Consider the following 18,032-nt stretch of genomic DNA (forward strand, 5'->3'; position numbering starts at 1 on the left):
GGCTGCAGCCGCAACGCTGCGGCCCCGGGCATGATGGTTCGAAACCTGTCTTGAAAGCGGAAAGGGAGCGCGCGTGAACAACCGGGTCCTATCCCTTGTGCTGAGCAGATTGCTCATTGCACTGATCACCTTGGTGATCGTCTCCTTCGCTGTCTTCTTCGCGACGACGCTCCTGCCGGGTGATACCGCGTCGATCCTGCTCGGCCAAGCCGCCACGCCGGAGGCCGTCGAGGGTCTGCGCAAAGCCATGCATCTCGACGAACCGGCAATCTTCCGTTTCCTGCGCTGGATCGTCGGTCTCCTGCAGGGCGACCTTGGCACCTCCTATGCCAATGAGATGCCGGTCGCGGATCTGATCGGCGGTCGGTTCGTCAACACACTCCAGCTCGCCGGCGTCACCGCACTCTTCTCCGTGCCGATCGCACTCACGCTCGGGATCACGGCGGCCATGCTGCGCGGCTCGCTCTACGACCGCATCGTCACCGTGCTCACGATCGGCGTCATCTCCGTGCCGGAATTCATGATCGCGACCTCAGCCGTGCTGATCTTCGCCGTCTATCTGAAATGGCTGCCGGCGCTTTCCTTCGCCAATGAGGTGACGTCGCTCACCGATCTGCTGCGCATCTATGCCATGCCGGTGATCACGCTCACCTTCGTCATCTCGGCTCAGATGATCCGTATGACCCGGGCGGCAGTGATCGAGACACTCAACACGCCCTATGTGGAGATGGCGCTGCTCAAGGGCGCCTCCCGGGCTCGCATGGTATTTCGCCACGCGCTGCCAAATGCTCTGGGGCCGATCGTCAATGCGGTCGCGCTTTCGCTCTCTTATCTGCTGGGCGGCGTCATTATCGTCGAGACGATCTTCAACTATCCCGGTGTTGCCAAGCTGATGGTCGATGCTGTCTCGACCCGCGACCTGCCGCTGATTCAGAGCTGCGCGATGATCTTCTGTCTCGGCTACCTGCTCCTGATCACGACAGCCGACATCATCGCCATCCTTTCCAATCCGAGGCTACGATGACAATGACCCATTCTGAGACCAAGTCTGCCCGGATTTCCGGAACCCGGCTCGGCTATCGCTTCAATATCGTCGGGATATTCGGCCTTTCGATTATCCTTTGCTGGGCGCTCGTCGCGATCTTCGCGCCGCTGATCATCCCCTATCCGGTCGGGGAAATCGCTGACCTCGATTACTTCGGCCCGATGAGCCGCGACTTCTGGCTCGGCTCCGACTACCTCGGCCGCGACATGCTTTCGCGGATTCTGATGGGTGCCCGCTACACCGTCGGCATCTCGCTTGCGGCAGTCACGATCGCCTGTTTCAGCGGCGTGGTCCTCGGCATGATCGCAGCAGTCGCCGGCGGCTGGCTCGACACGCTCTTGAGCCGCTTCCTCGACGCCCTCAACTCGATCCCGAGCAAGCTCTTCGGCCTCGTCGTGGTCGCCGCTGTCGGCTCCTCGATTCCGGTGCTCATCCTCACGCTCTCGGTGATATACATTCCAGGCGCCTACCGCTTCGCCCGCGCGCTTGCCGTCAACATCAATGCGATGGACTTCATCACCGTGGCCCGTATCCGTGGCGAAAGCACGCTTTATCTCATTCGTTCGGAGATCCTGCCGAACATCATCGGCCCGGTTCTTGCCGACCTCGGGATCCGCTTCGTCTTCATCGTCCTTTTGCTCTCCGGCCTCTCCTTCCTCGGCCTCGGCGTCCAGCCGCCCTATGCCGACTGGGGGGCGCTCGTTCGCGAGAACATCGGCGGCCTGCCCTTCGGCGCACCGGCGGTCATGTTCCCGTCGCTTGCCATTGCCAGCCTCACGATCAGCGTGAACCTGCTGATCGATAACCTGCCGCAGAAGATCCGCGATCGGAGCGAATGATGGCCAATCTCGCAGAAATCCGTGACCTGAAGGTCGAAGCTACCACCGATTCCGGCCGCCGCGTCGAGATCATCAAGGGCGTCAGCCTCGATATCGCCGAGGGCGAGATCGTTGCGCTGATCGGCGAAAGCGGTTCTGGCAAGACAACGATAGCGCTGACACTGATGGGATATGCCCGTCCGGGCTGCCGCATTGCCGGCGGCAGTGTCTCGGTGGCCGGAAAGGACATGACAACCCTTAGCGAAAAACAGCGCGCGAGGGTGCGTGGCACCGAAGTCACCTATGTTCCGCAATCTGCTGCCGCCGCATTCAACCCGGCCGCTACGATCATGGACCAGGTGATCGAGGTCACCCGTATCCACGGGCTAATGGCGGCCGACGAGGCGCGCGCCCGCGCCGTCGGCCTATTCCGGGCGCTGTCCTTACCAGAGCCCGAGACGATCGGAAGCCGCTATCCGCACCAGGTCTCCGGCGGGCAGCTGCAGCGTCTTTCCGCGGCCATGGCGCTTATCGGTGATCCCAAGCTCGTCATCTTCGACGAGCCGACAACAGCGCTCGACGTAACGACCCAGATCGAGGTGCTGCGCGCGTTCAAGTCTGTGATGAAGAAGGGCGCGATCGCCGGCGTCTACGTTTCGCATGACCTCGCGGTGGTCGCCCAGATCGCCGATTATATTGTCGTGTTGAAGGGCGGCGAAGTACAGGAGGTCGGCACCACCGAGGAAATCCTCTCGAACGCCAAGCACCCTTACACGCGCGAACTCCTCTCCGCCTTTGAACCAAAGCCCCGCGAGGCTGCCGACACAGGCAAGACCGCACCGGCTCCGCTTCTGAAGATCGAAAACCTGGTCGCGGGATACGGTCCGTCCCAGAGCGACGGCCTGCCGCTCGTGCGCGCCGTCGAGCATGTCAGTCTCAAGGTGGAGAAGGGGCGCAACCTCGGTATCATCGGCGAGTCGGGTTGCGGCAAGTCGACGCTCGCCCGCGCCATTGCCGGCATATTGCCGGCCGCCGCAGGCAAGATCGTTTTCGACGGCAAGGAACTCGGTCGCAGCGCCCGCGAGCGCTCGCGCGATGAATTACGCGAAATGCAGATCGTCTTCCAATACGCCGATACGGCGCTGAATCCGGCGAAATCCGTCGAGGACATCTTAGCCCGGCCACTTACCTTCTATCACGGGATGAACGCAAAGGCGCGCAACGCACGCATCGACGAGCTGCTCGACATGGTGCGCCTGCCTCGCAACCTGCGTCATCGCCGGCCCGGCGAGCTATCCGGCGGCCAGAAACAGCGCGTCAACTTCGCCCGGGCGCTTGCCGCCGATCCGAAGTTGATCCTTTGCGACGAGATCACCTCGGCGCTCGACACGGTGGTCGCCGCAGCCGTCATCGAGCTGCTGAAGGAGTTGCAGCGCGAGCTCGGTCTCTCTTACATCTTCATCAGCCACGATCTCTCCGTGGTGGAGGCGATTTGCGACGAGATCGTCGTGATGTATGGCGGCAAAAAGGTTGAGGACATCACTCCGGCCACGGTCAAGACGCCGCATCATCCCTATTCGCAGTTACTCTTCTCGTCGGTCCCGAAGCTCGACCCCACCTGGCTCGATGGCCTCCAGCGGGATCCGGAACTGGTGCGAGCCTATTGTCGGCGCTGAGGTGCCGCTGGAATGCCCCTCATGAGCCTGCCGGAACCTTCTCTCCGCACCGGAGCGAAGCAGACTCGGGGCATGCTCGTGCCTACGTCATCGCTGGAGGACGAAGGCCACCGCAGGCCCTCCCCTAGCCCTGCCTGCCGCGAAAGGGCCAGAGTGGGAGACGAATACAGATTCGAGAATTCTACGTCCGAAACAGGCTGGTCAGCGGCATGTGTGCCTTGACGATCGGCGACTTCAGTACGACGAAGCTGAAATATTTGTCGATGCCGACGTCCATGTCGGTAAGGCGTTCCATGATCGTCTGGTATTCGCCGATCCCGGCCGTGACGAATTTCAGAAGATAGTCGTAGCCACCGGACACCAGATGGCATTCGATCACCTGGTCGACCTTGTCAATCGCCGCAAGGAAGCGGGCAAAGTCGATCTGCCGGTGGTTCTTCAGCGTGATCTCGGTGAAGACCGTCAGGGTCTGCCCGAGCTTGCTCACGTTGATCTGCGCCGAATAGCCCTCAATGTAACCCTCCGACTGCAGCTTCTTGACCCGCATCAGACAGGGGCTTGGCGACAGGTTGACCAACTCGGCGAGTTCCACATTGGTGATGCGGCCATTCTTCTGCAGTTCGTATAGAATCTTGATGTCGATCCGGTCGAGTTTCATGGCGCGCCTTCCCCCCTGCTGAGTGGCCAACGGGTCAGCAGATTGTGCTGCGACTTTCCCATTCATGACCTTAACACACTGGAGAGACGTGTCGATTTCGTTTGTCACAATGCGCCAAAGCAGAAAGGGCGGTATTGCTCCCGCAAGACAAAATCTTGTGCTGCGCGCCGTCGCAGTCCGGCAACGCCGTTGCGCCAAAGCCGCTAGACTGTGGTCGTAACGGAGGTCACGACATGCCCGCACCGCTGAAACTCATCGACACAACGCCGCAGTTGCCCGAAGACGCCGATGCCGTGGTGATCGGCGGCGGCATTGTCGGCGTGTTTACGGCCTACTACCTTGCCCGCCGGGGATTGAATGTCGCCCTCGTCGAGAAAGGACGGATCGGCGCGGAACAGTCGAGTCGTAACTGGGGTTGGTGCCGCCAGCAGAACCGGGACGCCCGCGAATTGCCGATGGCGACGAAGAGCCTCGATCTATGGGAGCGTTTCGCCGCCGAGAGCGGTGAGGACACCGGTTTCCGCCGCTGCGGGTTGTTCTATCTCAGCAATAGCGAAGAGGAATTGGCCGGCTGGGCACGCTGGCGCGATTTCGCCCGGACCGTCGGTGTCACCACCCATATGCTCGACGGCGGCCAGGCGACCGAGCGCGGCCGCGCAACCGGCAAGCCATGGAAGGGCGGCGTCTTTTCGCCGACCGACGGCACCGCCGATCCGGCGAGCGCAGCACCCGCGGTCGCGCGTGCGATCCTGAAGCTTGGCGGCACCGTGCACCAATCCTGCGCCGCCCGCGGCATAGAGACAGAAGGCGGTCGCCTATCCGGTGTCGTGACCGAGCATGGCACCATCCGTACGAAAACGGCCGTCCTCGCCGGCGGCGCCTGGGCCTCCTCCTTCTGCCGTCAGCTCGGCATCCGCTTTCCGCAAGCTGCCATCCGTTCGTCGATTCTTGCCGTCTCGCCGGGTGCCATCGGCCTTCCGGATGCGCTGCATACGGCCGCCGTTTCGGTGACACGCCGCGCCGACGGCGGCTATACGCTCGCCATCAGCGGCCGCGGCCGTGTCGACCCGACGCCGCAGCAACTCAGGTTCTCGCCGCAATTTCTGCCAATGTTCGTCAAACGCTGGCGCAGCCTGGCGCCAGGCGGGCTTGAGGGCTTCCACTCCGGCCATGAGACCTTGGCTCGCTGGCGGCTCGACGAGCCCACGCCGATGGAGCGCATGCGCATCCTTGATCCTGCGGTCGACAAGGGCACCATTCGCCTCACCCATTCGCGCGCGCTCGACCTCCTGCCTCCCCTGAAGAACACCAGCATCGCCGCCGCATGGGCGGGCTATATCGACAGCACGCCCGACGGCGTGCCGGGTATCGGCGAAATCGCCGCTATGCCGGGTTTTATCCTCGCCGCCGGGTTCAGCGGGCACGGCTTCGGAATCGGTCCTGGCGCCGGCCACCTGATCGCAGACATCGTGACCGGTAACGAGCCGATCGTTGATCCCCGCCCCTACCATCCGGACCGTTTCCGAAAATCCGCCTGGGGTAAAGTCGCTGACTTTTAGAACCTACCAACGGGCCAGGGCCGACGCCGCCCTGTGCATCAGCTCGAGGCGACGATGCCATCACGATGCCGGTGACGGTGCGACCGCCCAATCTGTGGCGCGGTCTCAAGGCGCGCGATCGACAAGGGCCTCTGCTCCCTCCTGTTCCGCGCAATGTGCACAGCAGTAGATCGTGTCACCCTGCTCCACGCCATGCCCGATGATTCGGACGCTGCAATGCGGGCATGTCGGCGCAAGTTTCTGGATTGCGCATTCGAAACTATCGAAAGTGTAGGTTGTTTCGTTTCCAAGGCTCACCTGGAAAGCCTTGTCATAGTCATTGCCGCATTGGTCGCATCTGGCCATGGCTGTATCCTCCTGCTCACTCGGACCAACCTCGCGAGCAGCGATAGGTTCCGTCCAGGCTTCGGCTCAAGCCAGGACCGGTCATGTTGCCGCGTCCCTATTGGGACCGATGTCGAGTTTTTTCCAGGCCGGACAGTTCATTCGACGTCTGGCACGGTTGAACCGATTCGAACCCGAGACCAGTGAATTGCGGGCTTTAGGTTTCTTGATAGTTCCAGGGATTTACGACGGTAAGTCCTGCCGCCTCGAAGGAACTTATATCACGCGTCGCTACGATAAATCCTTTGGAGGCGGCAATGGCGGCAGTATATCCGTCGGGCGTCGGGAACCCCTTGCCAGCCGTGCGGGCCTTCACGGCCAAGTCGGTATAATGCCGAAGAACGAAAACCTATGCCAGCGCGGCAAGAATCAGCGCCGCATAGGTGAGCTGGTGCATCAATTGATCGGCGCCGTGCATCGCCCAGTAGGTCCTCGTCGTCGCATCGGCGCGGCTGTGCCGCGACAGCAGTGCCTTGCCATAGTCGATGAGATAGTGAGCTATGAATTCGGCGAGCACGAGAATGGCGACGCGCGTCATGCCGGCGCCGGCAAGCATCAGCGCCGGCACGGTTCCGAGCGCGTGCCCGCCCGCATGGACATAGCCGCCGATCATGCGGAAATTTCCTTTGCCGCGCAGGATCCAGGCGGGCTGCAGCACATAATCAGCGACGAAGTGCTTGAGCTGCATGCAGGCTAGCATCGCCACCGTCGTAATCGCCATTTCCATCGCTTCCTCCCGCGGATCGAGCGTTTAGCTGGTCCATCGTATGCACGCCGACGGGCCTGGTCTTGCCGCGGACGGTCGCAAGCCCGAGCGGCCTCGTCATCAGCTCTGCCCCGAGTTCCCGCATCGTTGCGTCGCTGAGCACGATTTCGACGCCGCGCTCCTTGGCCACGTTCACCAGCCGGCTCGCGAGATTGACCGTGTCGCCGATCGCGGTGTAGCTCAGCCGCTCGGCGGAGCCGATATTGCCGATCAGCGCCATGCCGCTGTTGATGCCGATGCGCACGCGGATCGCATTCTCGCCGGCCGCGATTGGTGGCTCGTCATGCATTGCCGTCCGAATTGCGACAGCCGCGCGGCAGGCGCGAGCAGCATGATCCGCCTGTTTGCCCGGCGCGTTCCAGATCGCCATGACGGCGTCCCCGATGTACTTGTCGACGGTGCCTCCCTCGGCATGGATAGCTGCGACCGCGATCGTCAGGAAACGCGTCAGATGCGGCTCGACGCCGGGTCCGAGCCTCTCCGTCAGCTCGGTGAAGCCGGGCAGGTCGGCGAACATGACCGTCACTTGACAGAGCTCGCCGCCGGGCTTCGGCTCGATGCCGCCCTCGACGAGCGGTCGCACGACGTCGAGCGGCATATAGCGGGCGAAGGCCGAAAGCCCGACCGCCATCCGCTTCAACGCCTGGGACAAATCGTTGAGCTCGGCGAGAAAGGTCGGGTGATGGCGGACGCTCTCGAGCGAGAAGCGCTCGACCGCGCGCAGTTGCTCCGCCAGCCGGGCGAGCGGCCGGGCGAAGAGGAAATTCGCAAAGCCTACGGCAGTTGCTGCGGCAAGCGCGGCCATGACGAGCACGACTATGGCTATGCGGCGGATATTCTTGTCGATAGCGCCTGCGAAGGTCGAGCGCGGGGTGGCGGTCACCAGGCGCCAGTTCTCGAAAGGCAGGCGCGACGACGACACGAAGACCGGCCCCAGCAAAGCGTTTGGCACTACGGCGCGGAAGGCGTCGACCTTATTGGCCGCGACGGCGTCGGCGGCGGCCGTCGCCACCGCATCGGAGGCCGGAAAGTCGGAAAAATGCGCCGCCATCACGCCGTCGGAAGGTTGCGATGTCGCAAGTACCTGCCCGCGCTCGTCAAGAACGAAGGCTTTGCCGAGCGGCGGTAGCTCGAGCGCCTGCAGGGTCTCGGAAAGGCGCCGGAGACTCACGGCCACCATCACCACGCCGGTAAACTTCCCGAAGGTCACGACACGCTTCGACAGCACCATCGCGGGCTCGAAACCATTCGGCAGCACATTGGTGACCGTCCAGACGGGCTCTCCGGTTTCCTTGCCCAGCCGGTACCAGGGGGCGCCGAGTGCCACATAGGCGCTCTCCGCCTTGATGCGCTCCTCGAAAAAGATGTCGCCCGGGATCGGCCGGTAGAGATCGCGCCGCAGCGGACGGAGTTCGCCGGCTTTCGCAGCCCCGATTTCGACCATCTCGATTCGCCCGTCGGCGGTCGCATGCGACCCGAAGAAACGCCCGTCCGGAAAGCCGAAGCCGATCCAGGCGATCGCCGGCTGCTCGCGCAGCAGCGACAGGAACAGGAATTCGCGCTTGACCTCGTCATCGGCGCCGATTGCCCCCTGGAAGAAGATCGAGCGGACAACTTCGGCGGTGCTCGTCACGAGCGCCAGCGTCCGGGAAAGGTCGTTCCGGACGGATCCCGCCGTCTGGCCATCGAGACTCGCGACGATCACCTCGATGTTCTCGCCGGCTGCACGCTGCCAGATCAAATGGATCAACGCGGCGGTGGAGAGTACCGCCAGCATGAGGATAACGATGATGACCTGGGCGAGCTTCGGGCGATACATCGCTAGGCCTCGTGTTGGCCGGTAATCAGCCGCGCGGCGCGATCGTTGCGGACATAGGCGAGCGCCCAATCGAGAAAGACGACGAGGCGATTGCGGAAGCCGACGAGGAACCAGAGATGGGCGAAGTTCCAGACGAGCCATGCGGGATAGCCGGAGAGCCTGGCCCTGCCGAAATCCGCAACTGCTGCTTTGCGGCCGATGGTCGCGAGATTGCCGTAGTCACGGTAACGGAAGGGCGCCGATTGCCGTCCCGCCATGTCGCCGAGAATCGCGCGGGCCGCGTAACGCCCCATCTGCTTGGCCGCCGGCGCTACGCCCGGTACAGGACGCCCGGCCGCATCGGCCACCGAGGCCGTGTCACCGATGACGAATATTTCGTCGTGCCCCGGCGGATTGAGGCGCTCGTCGACCAGGACCCGACCGGCGCGGTCGGCCGCCGCAGCGATCCACTTGGCGGCGCGCGAAGCCACGACGCCTGCAGCCCAGAGAATGCAGGCGGAGCCGATTTCAGTTCCGTCGGCCAGCCGCACGCCGCTGTCGTCGCAACCGGCGACGGCATTGCCGAGCAGCAACTCGACGCCAAGGCTTTCGAGTTGTCTCTGAGCCTTTCTCGAAAGGCAGGGCGGCATCGCCGGCAATATCCGCTCACCCGCTTCGACGAGAACGACCCGGGCCGAGGATGAATCGATGCGCCGGAAATCACGGACGATCGTCCTACGCGAGAGCTCGGCGATGGCGCCGGCGAGTTCGACACCGGTCGGCCCGCCGCCGACGACAACGAAAGTCAACAGCGTCTGACGCAGATCCGGATCATCGGTCACCTCCGCCCGTTCGAAGGCGGAGAGGATACGCGCGCGGATCGCCGTCGCATCCGTGATTGTCTTCAGGCCCGGGGCGTAGTCCGCCCAAGCATCGTTGCCGAAATAAGTGTGGCGGGCACCGGTCGCGACGATCAGGTAGTCATAGGGGATGCACCGACTGCCGGTCATGACGCATCGCGCGGCGGTATCGACCGCCTCGACCTTGTCCATCAGGACCGTGGCATTCGACTGCCGCGAAAGAATGCGGCGGATGGGCATCGCAATCTGCGCCGGCGAGAGCCCCGCGGTCGCGACCTGGTAAAGCAGAGGCTGGAACAGGTGATAGTTTCGCCGGTCGATGACGGTGACCTCGACCGGCGCGCGACGAAGCGCGATCGCCGCGTTCAATCCGCCGAAGCCCGCGCCGAGAATGACCACGCGCGGCCGGTGCTTTGTCTGGTGCGAGGCGGCCGCGATCTTGCCCGTCACGGAGTCGCTCTGAAAAGGCGTCACCGACATCGCTCAGCCTCCGGCACGGATGCGTCGGGCGACCAGATGATCGACGGAAATGGCTCCCGCGCCCCGCGACAGGATGAGCAAGAGCAGGCTCGTCCACATCAGATGCTCGACCCAATGATCCGGGTAGACGAATATCTGAATGGTAGCGACAACGCCTAGCAGCATCAGCGACGCGAGCCGCGCGAGCAGTCCCAAGGCGAGCATCGCCGCGCCACTGAGTTCCGCCGTCGTCGCCAAAAGGGCGGCCAGCCCGGGATCGAGCAGCGGCACGCGATATTCGAAGGCGAACAGCTGAAGGGTTACCGGCCAGGATGCGAGCTTCGTCTGGGCGGATTGCCAGAAAACCTCCGCGATCGCCACGCGGGCCGCCAGTTGCACGATCGATAGCGGCAGTGCGGTCGCCCACTCCACGGCCGTGTCGTGAAGTCTGTATATCGTTCTGGAAACACTGATCGGTGTTGCGCGCATTGTGGTCATGACACTCTCTCCTGCTGGTTGGAAGCCCCCTTCATGCGATGGATGCCGATGACGAGCTCGCTGACGAAAAGACCCGTCAGCGCGCGGGCGATATCGAACTCAGGCGAATGGCGGCAGGCGCGAGCGACCGCAGCCTCGAGTCTGCTGCCCCGCATCAACACGTGCCAGAACGCAAACTCCGCGGCGTTGAGGCGCAGGAAGCGAACGGTGTCGGCATGTCTCCACAGTGCAATGCGCTCCGGCTCGCGTTCGAGGTGCGCGAGCCTGTCGGGATCGCCTCCCTGCTGGTGCGCCGCCCAGATGCTGAGGGCGGGCCAGCGGCAGAAAACAAGTCGCAGTGAAGGCTGCAGGAAGAGTGCGAAGGACCCGCTCGAAAGCCCCTCGTAGAGCTCGATGAGTGTGCTTGGCCGCTCCAATGGCGCGTCGAGCGCTTCGGCGATCTTCCACTCCAGGCGCGCCACCTCGGAAACAAAGGGCATATCGGCGGTTCCCTCGAAGCGCGCGAGGAATGGCGCAAATCCTGCGCCGTAGCGCGAAAGGCGCGGCTCCTGTGGCGGGCTGTTCCGGATGAAACAGCCGGCCACATAACTGAAGTAGCGCTCGTCGAGCAGCCGCACCGTCACGGGGAACACGGCCTTCAATGTTGTCGTGAGCGAGACCAGCGTGTTGTTGCGGTAGATATTGAGCCGCCTTGCGGGATCGAAACGGCCCCGCTCGAGGAGTGGCAGGATATCGGCGGGGCCGGTCGTCAGAACCGCGCGCGCGACGACGCTCTGCAGGGTCTCAATGGAGGACATGGCCGTGCCTCCTGCAACCATCCGATGCGCACTTGCCGCAAGCGGCTTTGACTGCCGCGATTGCGGCAAGCGCCGGGAAACGGATGCCACTCGCGTCATCGCGGCCGGGCAGCTTCATGGTCTCGAAACGGCTGTCCGGCATGGTGACCGGCGGCTCCTCCGGGCGCTCGCCGAAGGCGATACTGCGGGCCAGCATGTCCGCCCACATGGCTTCGCCCAACAGGACCTCGAGCGGCGGCACATCCGTGTCCCATTCGATCAGTGTCGGTCGCGGGCCGATCCTGCGGAGAGCGTGGGCATAGAGCGACCAGACGGCCGGCGGCACGCGCGACCCATGGTCGTCGATGAGAATGACGTCGCCATCCACTTCGTTGACTGCATGGCCGGCCAGGTGGATTTCGCCGATCGCATCGGCAGGCAGGGCGTCGATGAAGGCGAATGCATCGTAATCGAGGTTGCTTGCAGAGACATGGACGTTGTTGACGTCCAGCAGCAAGCCGCAACCGGTGCGGTTGACGAGCTCGCTTAGGAACTCGGCCTCGGTCATGCTCGATTCCGCGAAGGCCAGATAGGCGGAGAGATTTTCGATGAACACCTGACGCTTGAGCGTGTCCTGCAGCCGGCCGATGTTCCCGCAAACGATGGCGAGCGCCTCATCGTCATAACGGAGCGGCAGGAGGTCGTTGAGGTAGGCGCCGTCGGCGACGCTCCAGGCAAGGTGCTCCGAGACGATCGCCGGTTGGAAGCGCTCGCAGACGAGACGCAGCCGCTCCAGATGCGCTCGGTCGACACCCGATGCGCTGCCGAGCGACAGTCCGACGCCGTGCACCGAAAGCGGATAAACCTCGCGCAGCTTCTCGAGCGCATCCACGGCCGCTGATTGGCCCATGTAGTTTTCGGCATGGACTTCCAGCCAACCCGCAGCGGGCCTGCGGGAAAGCATGTCGGCAATGTGTATCGAACGGAGGCCGATGCCCGCAGCGCACGGCACCGGGTGGGTTGGAAACGTCTTGGGCATCGGTCTACTCCCTTTTTGCTTGTTGTCGGAGGCCGTCAGGCCTTAGGGGCGTCGCTGCCGCCGGCGATCTTTCCGCAGGTGCCGGCAGGCACGTAGATCCAAGCGTCGGCCTGGTCGTCCATCGTCGAGGTGCCCGCGCAGGAATGGGTGGCTGTCTGGCAGTCGTTCTGCCCGGCCTTGACGATGCCGTAGCACTTCTCGAACGAGAACTCGGGCTGGGCGGCCGGTCCTGCCGATGCGGTCGACGCCGAGACGGAGGCGATTGCGGCAAGCGCGGAACTGATGAGCGTACGAGTGTTGATCATTGAACATCTCCTGGATCTGACGTTGTTCGGACCGGGTATCGGCCTGACAATGACAAGCTTCGCAGACCGCTCGCGCTCTTTGAAATGCTGTTCAGGCATGGTTTCGATAGGCCGAACTATCCGCCGGCGACGGGCGCACCTGAGACAAAAAAAGTCCCCCGATCGGACCGTATCGGGGGACAGGACTGCCATCGGGAGGGAGATGGCAAGGAGGTGCGTTCGGCCAATGGCGACGCGCCGTGATTGGTCGGGAAGCGCTGAGCCGTCTAAAGGTAACGCGTACTGATATCGACGCTCGAGCGTTTCCCTATCGCGTCATAGTTCGCCATCAGCCAGTCCTCCGCGCACTGTCGACCGCGGTCACGGAGGTCTACGAGGGCTCCCCACTCGGCATTGAGCTTGCTGGAGACGCTGAGGTTTCTCATCGTCTCGTCGTCGGAAATGCCATGTACGAAAATGCGTTTGAGGCCAAGGGAATTGCCGGCCTCGGAATCGATCAGGTGCGTCACGAAGGCGATTGCCCGCATCTCCCTCAATAGTGACGAGTTGAAGCTGATTTCGTTGATCCTGTTGAGGATTTCGGCCGCAGTGCGCGGCAGTTCTGTTCGCTCAAGCGGATTGATGTGCACCACCAGCACATCCGGGGTCTCGCAGCCATAGATCAGCGGGAAAATGGCGGGGTTTCCCATGTAGCCTCCATCCCAATAGGCCTCGCCGTCGATCTCTACGGCTTGAAACAGGAACGGCAGGCAGGCCGAGGCCATGACGGCGTCGATCGAGATCTCGTCATTGGAAAACACCTTGACCTTGCCGGAGCGCACGTTGGTGGCGCAGATGTTCAGCTTCACGGGACAACGGGACATGCGGACCGCATCGAGATCGATCGACTGTTCCAGGACATGGCGCAGCGGATTGTAGTTCAACGGGTTGAACTGGTAGGGCGATAGCAGCCGCGTCACCATGTCGAAGACGACGAAGGCCGGCGAATGCTCCAAGGATTTCGACCCGGTCAGGCGGTCGAGCAAACTCGGCTGCAGAGGACTGAAGGCTGCCGCATGGCTGATGCGACGCCAGAAATTGGCGAGAGCCCTTTGCGCGCCGCTGCGTCCGCCCTCCGCAAGCCCATAGGCGAGGACCGCGGCGTTCATCGCGCCAGCGCTGGTCGCAACGATGCCTTCGAAGGAAAGGTTCGCCTCGTCGAGCAGCCGGTCGAGCACGCCCCAGGTGAATGCGCCGTGCGCACCGCCGCCCTGAAGCGCGAGGTTTATCGTTCGCGGCGGACGCAGGTCGGCCTCCGAGCGCCGCACCTGGTGCTCGGATTCCGGCAGGTCCACATGGGTGTGCTTGTTCATGGCTTTGCTCCTCTCGATCAATGGGCCGTCCACCCGCCATCGACGGGAATAGCCGCACCGGTGATCGAGGCGGCCGCGCTGCTGCACAGGAAGACGCTGAGCGCCCCCATCTCTTCGACCGTCGCGAAGCGCTTGGTCGGCTGGTTCTTCAGGAACACGTCGCGGATAACCGCGTCGCGGGCGATCCCGTGCGACTTGGCCTGGCCGTCGATCTGCGCCTCCACCAGCGGCGTCCAGACATAACCCGGGCAGATCGCATTGGCCGTAATGCCGAATTCCGCGCCTTCGAGCGCCACGACCTTGGTGAGTCCGACGAGCCCATGTTTGGCAGCCACGTAAGCGGACTTGAACGGCGAGGCGACGAGACCGTGAGCCGAGGCGACGTTGATGACGCGTCCGTAACCGCGAGCGCGCATCTGCCCGTAGGTCGCCCGAACGAGGTGAAACGCAGCAGAAAGATTGATCCCAAGGATCGCGTCCCATTTGGTCTCGGGGAATTCGGCGATCGGCGCAACATGCTGGATTCCGGCATTGTTGACGACGATGTCGACCTGTCCGAAGCGGGCGCCGGCGCGCTCGGCCATCATCCGGATGGCCTCCGGGCTCGACATGTCGGCGCTGTCATAGGCGACGTCGACGTCGTTCTCCTCCGCCATCTCGGCCCGCTGCCGTTCGATTTCGGCCGGATCGCCGAAACCGTTGAGCATCACTGCCGCGCCCGCCTTGGCCAGCGCCTGGGCGATGCCGAGACCAATGCCGCTGGTGGAACCGGTGACGATGGCGCTGCGCCCCTCGAGCGCCCTGCGCCCGAACATCGCGTCGATTTCAGCGTCGGTACTTTTGAGCATGTCCGCGTCTCCTCACGTTTTGGCCGAAAGGCCCTTTCCGGGAAGAGAATGGCGCTCTATTCATTTCAACTGAAATGCCACTGTGCTATGAATTCGATAGGTGAATTGCATTGGCAAGGGCGGCGCACACAGGGGAAGTTCATCGCCTCGACTTCGGCGCTGCCAGGACCCCATGGTGGGTCTCTATAGCATTTTCAAATGATTGATTTCTAGGTCGGATCCGATCCGAAGCAATATGCCGTAGAAGCCTTCCGGGGGGCAGGTATGGACATTCACCACGTTCGCTATTTTCTGGCGGTCTGCGAAACGCGCAACTTCACGCGCGCCGCCGAGAAATGCAATGTAACGCAGCCGGCATTGAGCCGCGCAATCCAGCAACTCGAGGACGAGGTCGGCGGCCTGTTGTTCCGGCGCGAGCGCAACCTCACTCATCTGACCGATCTTGGAAACCTGCTGCGGCCTCGCTTCCAGTCGATTCTAGACGAGTTGTCGGGCGTCCGGCAGGAGGCGTCCCGCTTTCTTTGTCTCGAGGATGCGCATGTGAAGGTCGGCGTCATGTGCACGATCGGGCCGCGGCGTTTCACCGGCCTGCTCACCGATTTCAATGTGCGCCATCGCGGCATTCAGCTTCAGCTGGTGGAAGGGGTGCCTCTCGGCCTTTCCGAACTGCTGGGGGCTGGTGAGATCGATGTGGCGATCATGGCAAGCAGCGACCAGTTTCCCGAGCGTTTCGATATCACGCCGCTGTTTCGCGAGCGGTTCATGCTGGCCTTCCCTGCCGGGCACCGCTTGAGCCAGTACGAGGCAATCCCCATCTCGGCAATCGACGGCGAAGTCTATCTCAAGCGGGTCAACTGCGAATTCAACGACTATCTCTCCGATGTCTGCAATGCTTGCGGCGTGCGTACCCAGGATTCCTATTCGAGCGAGCGCGAGGATTGGATCCAGAACATGGTCGCGGGCGGCCTCGGCATCTGCTTCCTGCCCGAATACAGCGCCGTCATTCCGGGCCTGCAGGTGCGTCCCGTCACCGATCCGGAAGTGAGCCGGGAGGTCTGCCTCGTGACCGTCGCGGGCAGGCGGTTTTCGCCAGCCATGGCGACATTCGTGAGCGCCGTGAAATCCTTTGGCTGGGCCTCTCCGCATTCGGGAATAGACATGCGGCGCATTGCCTGACCCTGCAGCGCAGCGCGCCCCTTCTCGCGCAATAGCTCTGAGCTATGGAATTCAAAAGCAGGCGGCATTTCTTTGTCGGCGGAATCTCCCGCAATCTCCTTGTGCCGCCGGAATTTCTCCGGCGTTACCGACGAAGGAGAACCCGACATGCCTCAGAAGTTCACTGCAGGCCGCCTGCCGCTCGCCCTTGCAACGCTCGGCCTATTTGCCTCCACCTTCGCAACCGTGCCTGCTCTTGCCGGAGAATGCCCAGCCGATCAGGTGGCGGCAGGTGCCATGGCGCCTGGCGCAACCGCACCGGACGGCGTCACCGATGACGTCCTCGCCTCGATCGATCTCTCCCCCAGGGGCGGCGACTGGAAAGGAAGCGCGCTGCGTTTTCGCAAACTGGTCGTCCAGCCGGGCGGCGTCGTGCCGTGGCATTCGCATGAGGCACGTCCAGCCAACATCCTGATCCTCGAAGGCACGATCACCGAATATCGCAGCACCTGCAAGGTTCCTATCGAGCACAAGGCGGGCGAAGTCACCGCCGAATTCGGCGAGCTTGCCCACTGGTGGAAGAACAACGGCTCCAAGCCGGCCGTGCTCTACTCGGCCGATATCCTGCCGCCGATGTCGAAAGACGATCACACCATGTGAGCCGCAAGGCGACAGCACCGCAACCATCGCGGACGTTTCCGGCCGCTGGCGGGAAACGTCCACATTTATAGGAGGACAAGCGATGGCGAACCTCGATCATGCCTCGCCGCCGGCGTCCATGTCCGTTCTGGCAAACCCCGTAGCCGACCGCTGGCATTTCGGCATCATTGCGCTCATCGCATTCCTGACCCTCGTCGATCTTTTCGCCGCCCAGGCGATCCTGCCATCGCTGCAGCGGGAATTCGGGGTCAGCCGCGCTACAATGGGCCTCGCGGTCAATGCCAGCACGTTCGGTATGGCGGCCGCTGGCCTTGCCGTCGGCATCTTCGGACGCAACCTGGATCGGCGAAACGGCATCTGGATCAGTCTCGCACTGCTTGCAGTGCCTACCGTGTTGCTCTCGACGACCCGAGACATTGCGACCTTTGCCGGCCTGCGCGTGGCGCAGGGCCTGTGCATGGCGACCGCCTTCACGCTTACCATGGCCTATCTTTCGGAGCGTTTCCCGGCCGAGCGGTCCACCGGCGCGCTTGCGGCCTATGTCACCGGCAATGTCGCGAGCAACCTTTTCGGCCGCATTCTCTCGGCGGCAGTTGCCGACCTCGGCGGATTGTCCGTCAACTTCCAGACTTTCGCGCTGCTCAATCTGGCGGGCGCGGTGCTCGTTTGGACCACGTTGATGCGGACCGAACGCATGATGGCGGACCGACACAGGCGAAGCAGGAGCGGAAACTGGCGCTCGGTGCTCGGCAATCGACGCCTGCAGAGCGTGCTCGCCATTGGTTTCCTGATCCTCTTCGTCTTCATCGGGACATTCACCTATGTCAACTTCCGGCTTGTCGAGCTCGGGCTATCGCCGATGCAGCTCGGCCTCGTCTATCTGGTATTTCTGCCATCGCTGTTCACGACGCCGCTCGGCGGGTATATCTCGCGTCGTCTCGGCGCCGGGGCCGGCATTGTGCTGACGCTCCTATGCGCTGCGCTCGGGCTCCTCGCCCTTCTGAGCAGCAGCCTCGCCGCTGTGCTTGCCGGTCTCGCCATCGTCGCCGTCGGCACGTTTCTCGCGCAGGCGCTTGCAACCAGCCAGGTCGGCCGCATCGCCGAAACGGAAAAAGCGACGGCAAGCGGCGCCTACCTCGCCTCCTATTACACGGGCGGGCTGTTCGGCAGCCTGGTGATCGGCCAGGTCTACGATCGCTTCGGATGGAGCACTTCAGTGCTGATGCTCGTGGCAATGGTCGTGCTCGCCATGCTCCTTGCCGTGCCGCTGCACGCCATGAGGTCCGGTTATCGAAATGGACAAGAGACGGCATTATCAAATCGCAACGGCGAGCCGCATCCTTGAATAAGCCCATCGGGGGCTACTGCATGATTCC

At 63.1% G+C, this 18,032-nt stretch carries 18 protein-coding genes and 1 pseudogene; 7 read left to right on the top strand and 12 right to left on the bottom strand.

Going from position 1 to position 18,032, the window contains the following annotated elements:
* Window positions 1-73: 73 nt before the first annotated feature.
* The 3 genes from SINAR_RS0108695 to SINAR_RS0108705 are packed head-to-tail and all read left to right on the top strand — an operon-like array spanning window position 74 to window position 3,539.
* A complete protein-coding gene (locus SINAR_RS0108695) occupies window positions 74-1,024 on the top strand; it encodes an ABC transporter permease (RefSeq protein ID WP_027998740.1) in 951 nt (316 codons plus the stop codon).
* Entirely contained in the window at window positions 1,021-1,884 is an 864-nt protein-coding gene (locus SINAR_RS0108700; RefSeq protein WP_027998741.1) for an ABC transporter permease, read from the top strand. Before SINAR_RS0108695 ends, SINAR_RS0108700 begins: the two co-directional genes overlap by 4 nt.
* Entirely contained in the window at window positions 1,884-3,539 is a 1,656-nt protein-coding gene (locus SINAR_RS0108705; RefSeq protein ID WP_027998742.1) for an ABC transporter ATP-binding protein, read from the top strand. Before SINAR_RS0108700 ends, SINAR_RS0108705 begins: the two co-directional genes overlap by 1 nt.
* Window positions 3,540-3,720: 181 nt before the next feature.
* Here the strand turns inward: SINAR_RS0108705 and SINAR_RS0108710 are convergent, their stop codons facing one another.
* Window positions 3,721-4,197 (bottom strand): Lrp/AsnC family transcriptional regulator, encoded by a 477-nt coding sequence (locus tag SINAR_RS0108710; protein ID WP_027998743.1) that lies wholly within the window; start codon window positions 4,195-4,197, stop codon window positions 3,721-3,723.
* A gap of 233 nt (window positions 4,198-4,430) precedes the next feature.
* Between SINAR_RS0108710 and SINAR_RS0108715 the strand changes: the two genes are divergently transcribed.
* The gene (locus tag SINAR_RS0108715) at window positions 4,431-5,756 is read left to right on the top strand and encodes an NAD(P)/FAD-dependent oxidoreductase (protein WP_027998744.1); all 1,326 of its coding nucleotides are present in this window, start codon (window positions 4,431-4,433) and stop codon (window positions 5,754-5,756) included.
* Between the two features lie 105 nt (window positions 5,757-5,861).
* Here the strand turns inward: SINAR_RS0108715 and SINAR_RS1000000138675 are convergent, their stop codons facing one another.
* The 11 genes and pseudogenes from SINAR_RS1000000138675 to SINAR_RS0108765 all read right to left on the bottom strand — a co-directional run bounded on the left by SINAR_RS1000000138675 (window position 5,862) and on the right by SINAR_RS0108765 (window position 14,841).
* Complete coding sequence (locus tag SINAR_RS1000000138675; RefSeq protein ID WP_027998745.1) at window positions 5,862-6,101, bottom strand: metallothionein; 240 nt, start codon at window positions 6,099-6,101, stop codon at window positions 5,862-5,864.
* Window positions 6,102-6,297: 196 nt separating this feature from the next.
* Window positions 6,298-6,477 (bottom strand): annotated as a pseudogene (locus SINAR_RS1000000137730) (PIN domain-containing protein); the annotation flags it as partial.
* A 12-nt stretch (window positions 6,478-6,489) separates the two neighbouring features.
* A complete protein-coding gene (locus SINAR_RS0108725; protein WP_027998746.1) occupies window positions 6,490-6,867 on the bottom strand; it encodes a DUF3307 domain-containing protein in 378 nt (125 codons plus the stop codon).
* Entirely contained in the window at window positions 6,803-8,725 is a 1,923-nt protein-coding gene (locus SINAR_RS0108730; protein ID WP_027998747.1) for an adenylate/guanylate cyclase domain-containing protein, read from the bottom strand. The genes SINAR_RS0108725 and SINAR_RS0108730 overlap by 65 nt, the downstream gene beginning before the upstream one ends.
* Before the next feature lie 2 nt (window positions 8,726-8,727).
* Window positions 8,728-10,044 carry an NAD(P)/FAD-dependent oxidoreductase gene (locus SINAR_RS0108735; RefSeq protein WP_027998748.1) on the bottom strand — a complete coding sequence of 439 codons (1,317 nt, stop codon included), beginning with the start codon at window positions 10,042-10,044 and terminating at the stop codon, window positions 8,728-8,730.
* A 3-nt stretch (window positions 10,045-10,047) separates the two neighbouring features.
* Window positions 10,048-10,521 carry a DoxX family protein gene (locus SINAR_RS0108740; protein ID WP_027998749.1) on the bottom strand — a complete coding sequence of 158 codons (474 nt, stop codon included), beginning with the start codon at window positions 10,519-10,521 and terminating at the stop codon, window positions 10,048-10,050.
* Window positions 10,518-11,318, bottom strand: a complete 801-nt coding sequence (locus SINAR_RS0108745) for an HvfC/BufC family peptide modification chaperone (RefSeq protein WP_027998750.1) — start codon at window positions 11,316-11,318, stop codon at window positions 10,518-10,520. Before SINAR_RS0108745 ends, SINAR_RS0108740 begins: the two co-directional genes overlap by 4 nt.
* On the bottom strand, window positions 11,305-12,336 hold the full coding sequence (gene bufB, locus SINAR_RS0108750; protein WP_027998751.1) for an MNIO family bufferin maturase: 1,032 nt from the start codon (window positions 12,334-12,336) through the stop codon (window positions 11,305-11,307). The genes SINAR_RS0108745 and bufB overlap by 14 nt, the downstream gene beginning before the upstream one ends.
* Window positions 12,337-12,371: 35 nt before the next feature.
* Complete coding sequence (locus SINAR_RS0108755) at window positions 12,372-12,641, bottom strand: BufA1 family periplasmic bufferin-type metallophore (protein ID WP_026620872.1); 270 nt, start codon at window positions 12,639-12,641, stop codon at window positions 12,372-12,374.
* A 266-nt stretch (window positions 12,642-12,907) separates the two neighbouring features.
* Window positions 12,908-13,993 (bottom strand): patatin-like phospholipase family protein, encoded by a 1,086-nt coding sequence (locus SINAR_RS0108760; protein ID WP_027998752.1) that lies wholly within the window; start codon window positions 13,991-13,993, stop codon window positions 12,908-12,910.
* A gap of 17 nt (window positions 13,994-14,010) precedes the next feature.
* The gene (locus SINAR_RS0108765) at window positions 14,011-14,841 is read right to left on the bottom strand and encodes a 3-hydroxybutyrate dehydrogenase (RefSeq protein WP_027998753.1); all 831 of its coding nucleotides are present in this window, start codon (window positions 14,839-14,841) and stop codon (window positions 14,011-14,013) included.
* Window positions 14,842-15,105: 264 nt separating this feature from the next.
* On the opposite strand from SINAR_RS0108765, the gene SINAR_RS0108770 reads away from it, so the two are divergent.
* The 3 genes from SINAR_RS0108770 (at window position 15,106) to SINAR_RS0108780 (ending at window position 18,001) form a co-directional block, all read left to right on the top strand.
* Complete coding sequence (locus tag SINAR_RS0108770; RefSeq protein WP_027998754.1) at window positions 15,106-16,017, top strand: LysR family transcriptional regulator; 912 nt, start codon at window positions 15,106-15,108, stop codon at window positions 16,015-16,017.
* A gap of 147 nt (window positions 16,018-16,164) precedes the next feature.
* Window positions 16,165-16,656, top strand: a complete 492-nt coding sequence (locus SINAR_RS0108775; RefSeq protein ID WP_027998755.1) for a cupin domain-containing protein — start codon at window positions 16,165-16,167, stop codon at window positions 16,654-16,656.
* An 82-nt stretch (window positions 16,657-16,738) separates the two neighbouring features.
* Window positions 16,739-18,001 (top strand): MFS transporter, encoded by a 1,263-nt coding sequence (locus SINAR_RS0108780; RefSeq protein ID WP_027998756.1) that lies wholly within the window; start codon window positions 16,739-16,741, stop codon window positions 17,999-18,001.
* The last annotated feature ends 31 nt before the right edge of the window (window positions 18,002-18,032 follow it).

It is taken from the genome of Sinorhizobium arboris LMG 14919 (assembly GCF_000427465.1).
GTDB classification, from domain to species: Bacteria; Pseudomonadota; Alphaproteobacteria; order Rhizobiales; family Rhizobiaceae; genus Sinorhizobium; species Sinorhizobium arboris.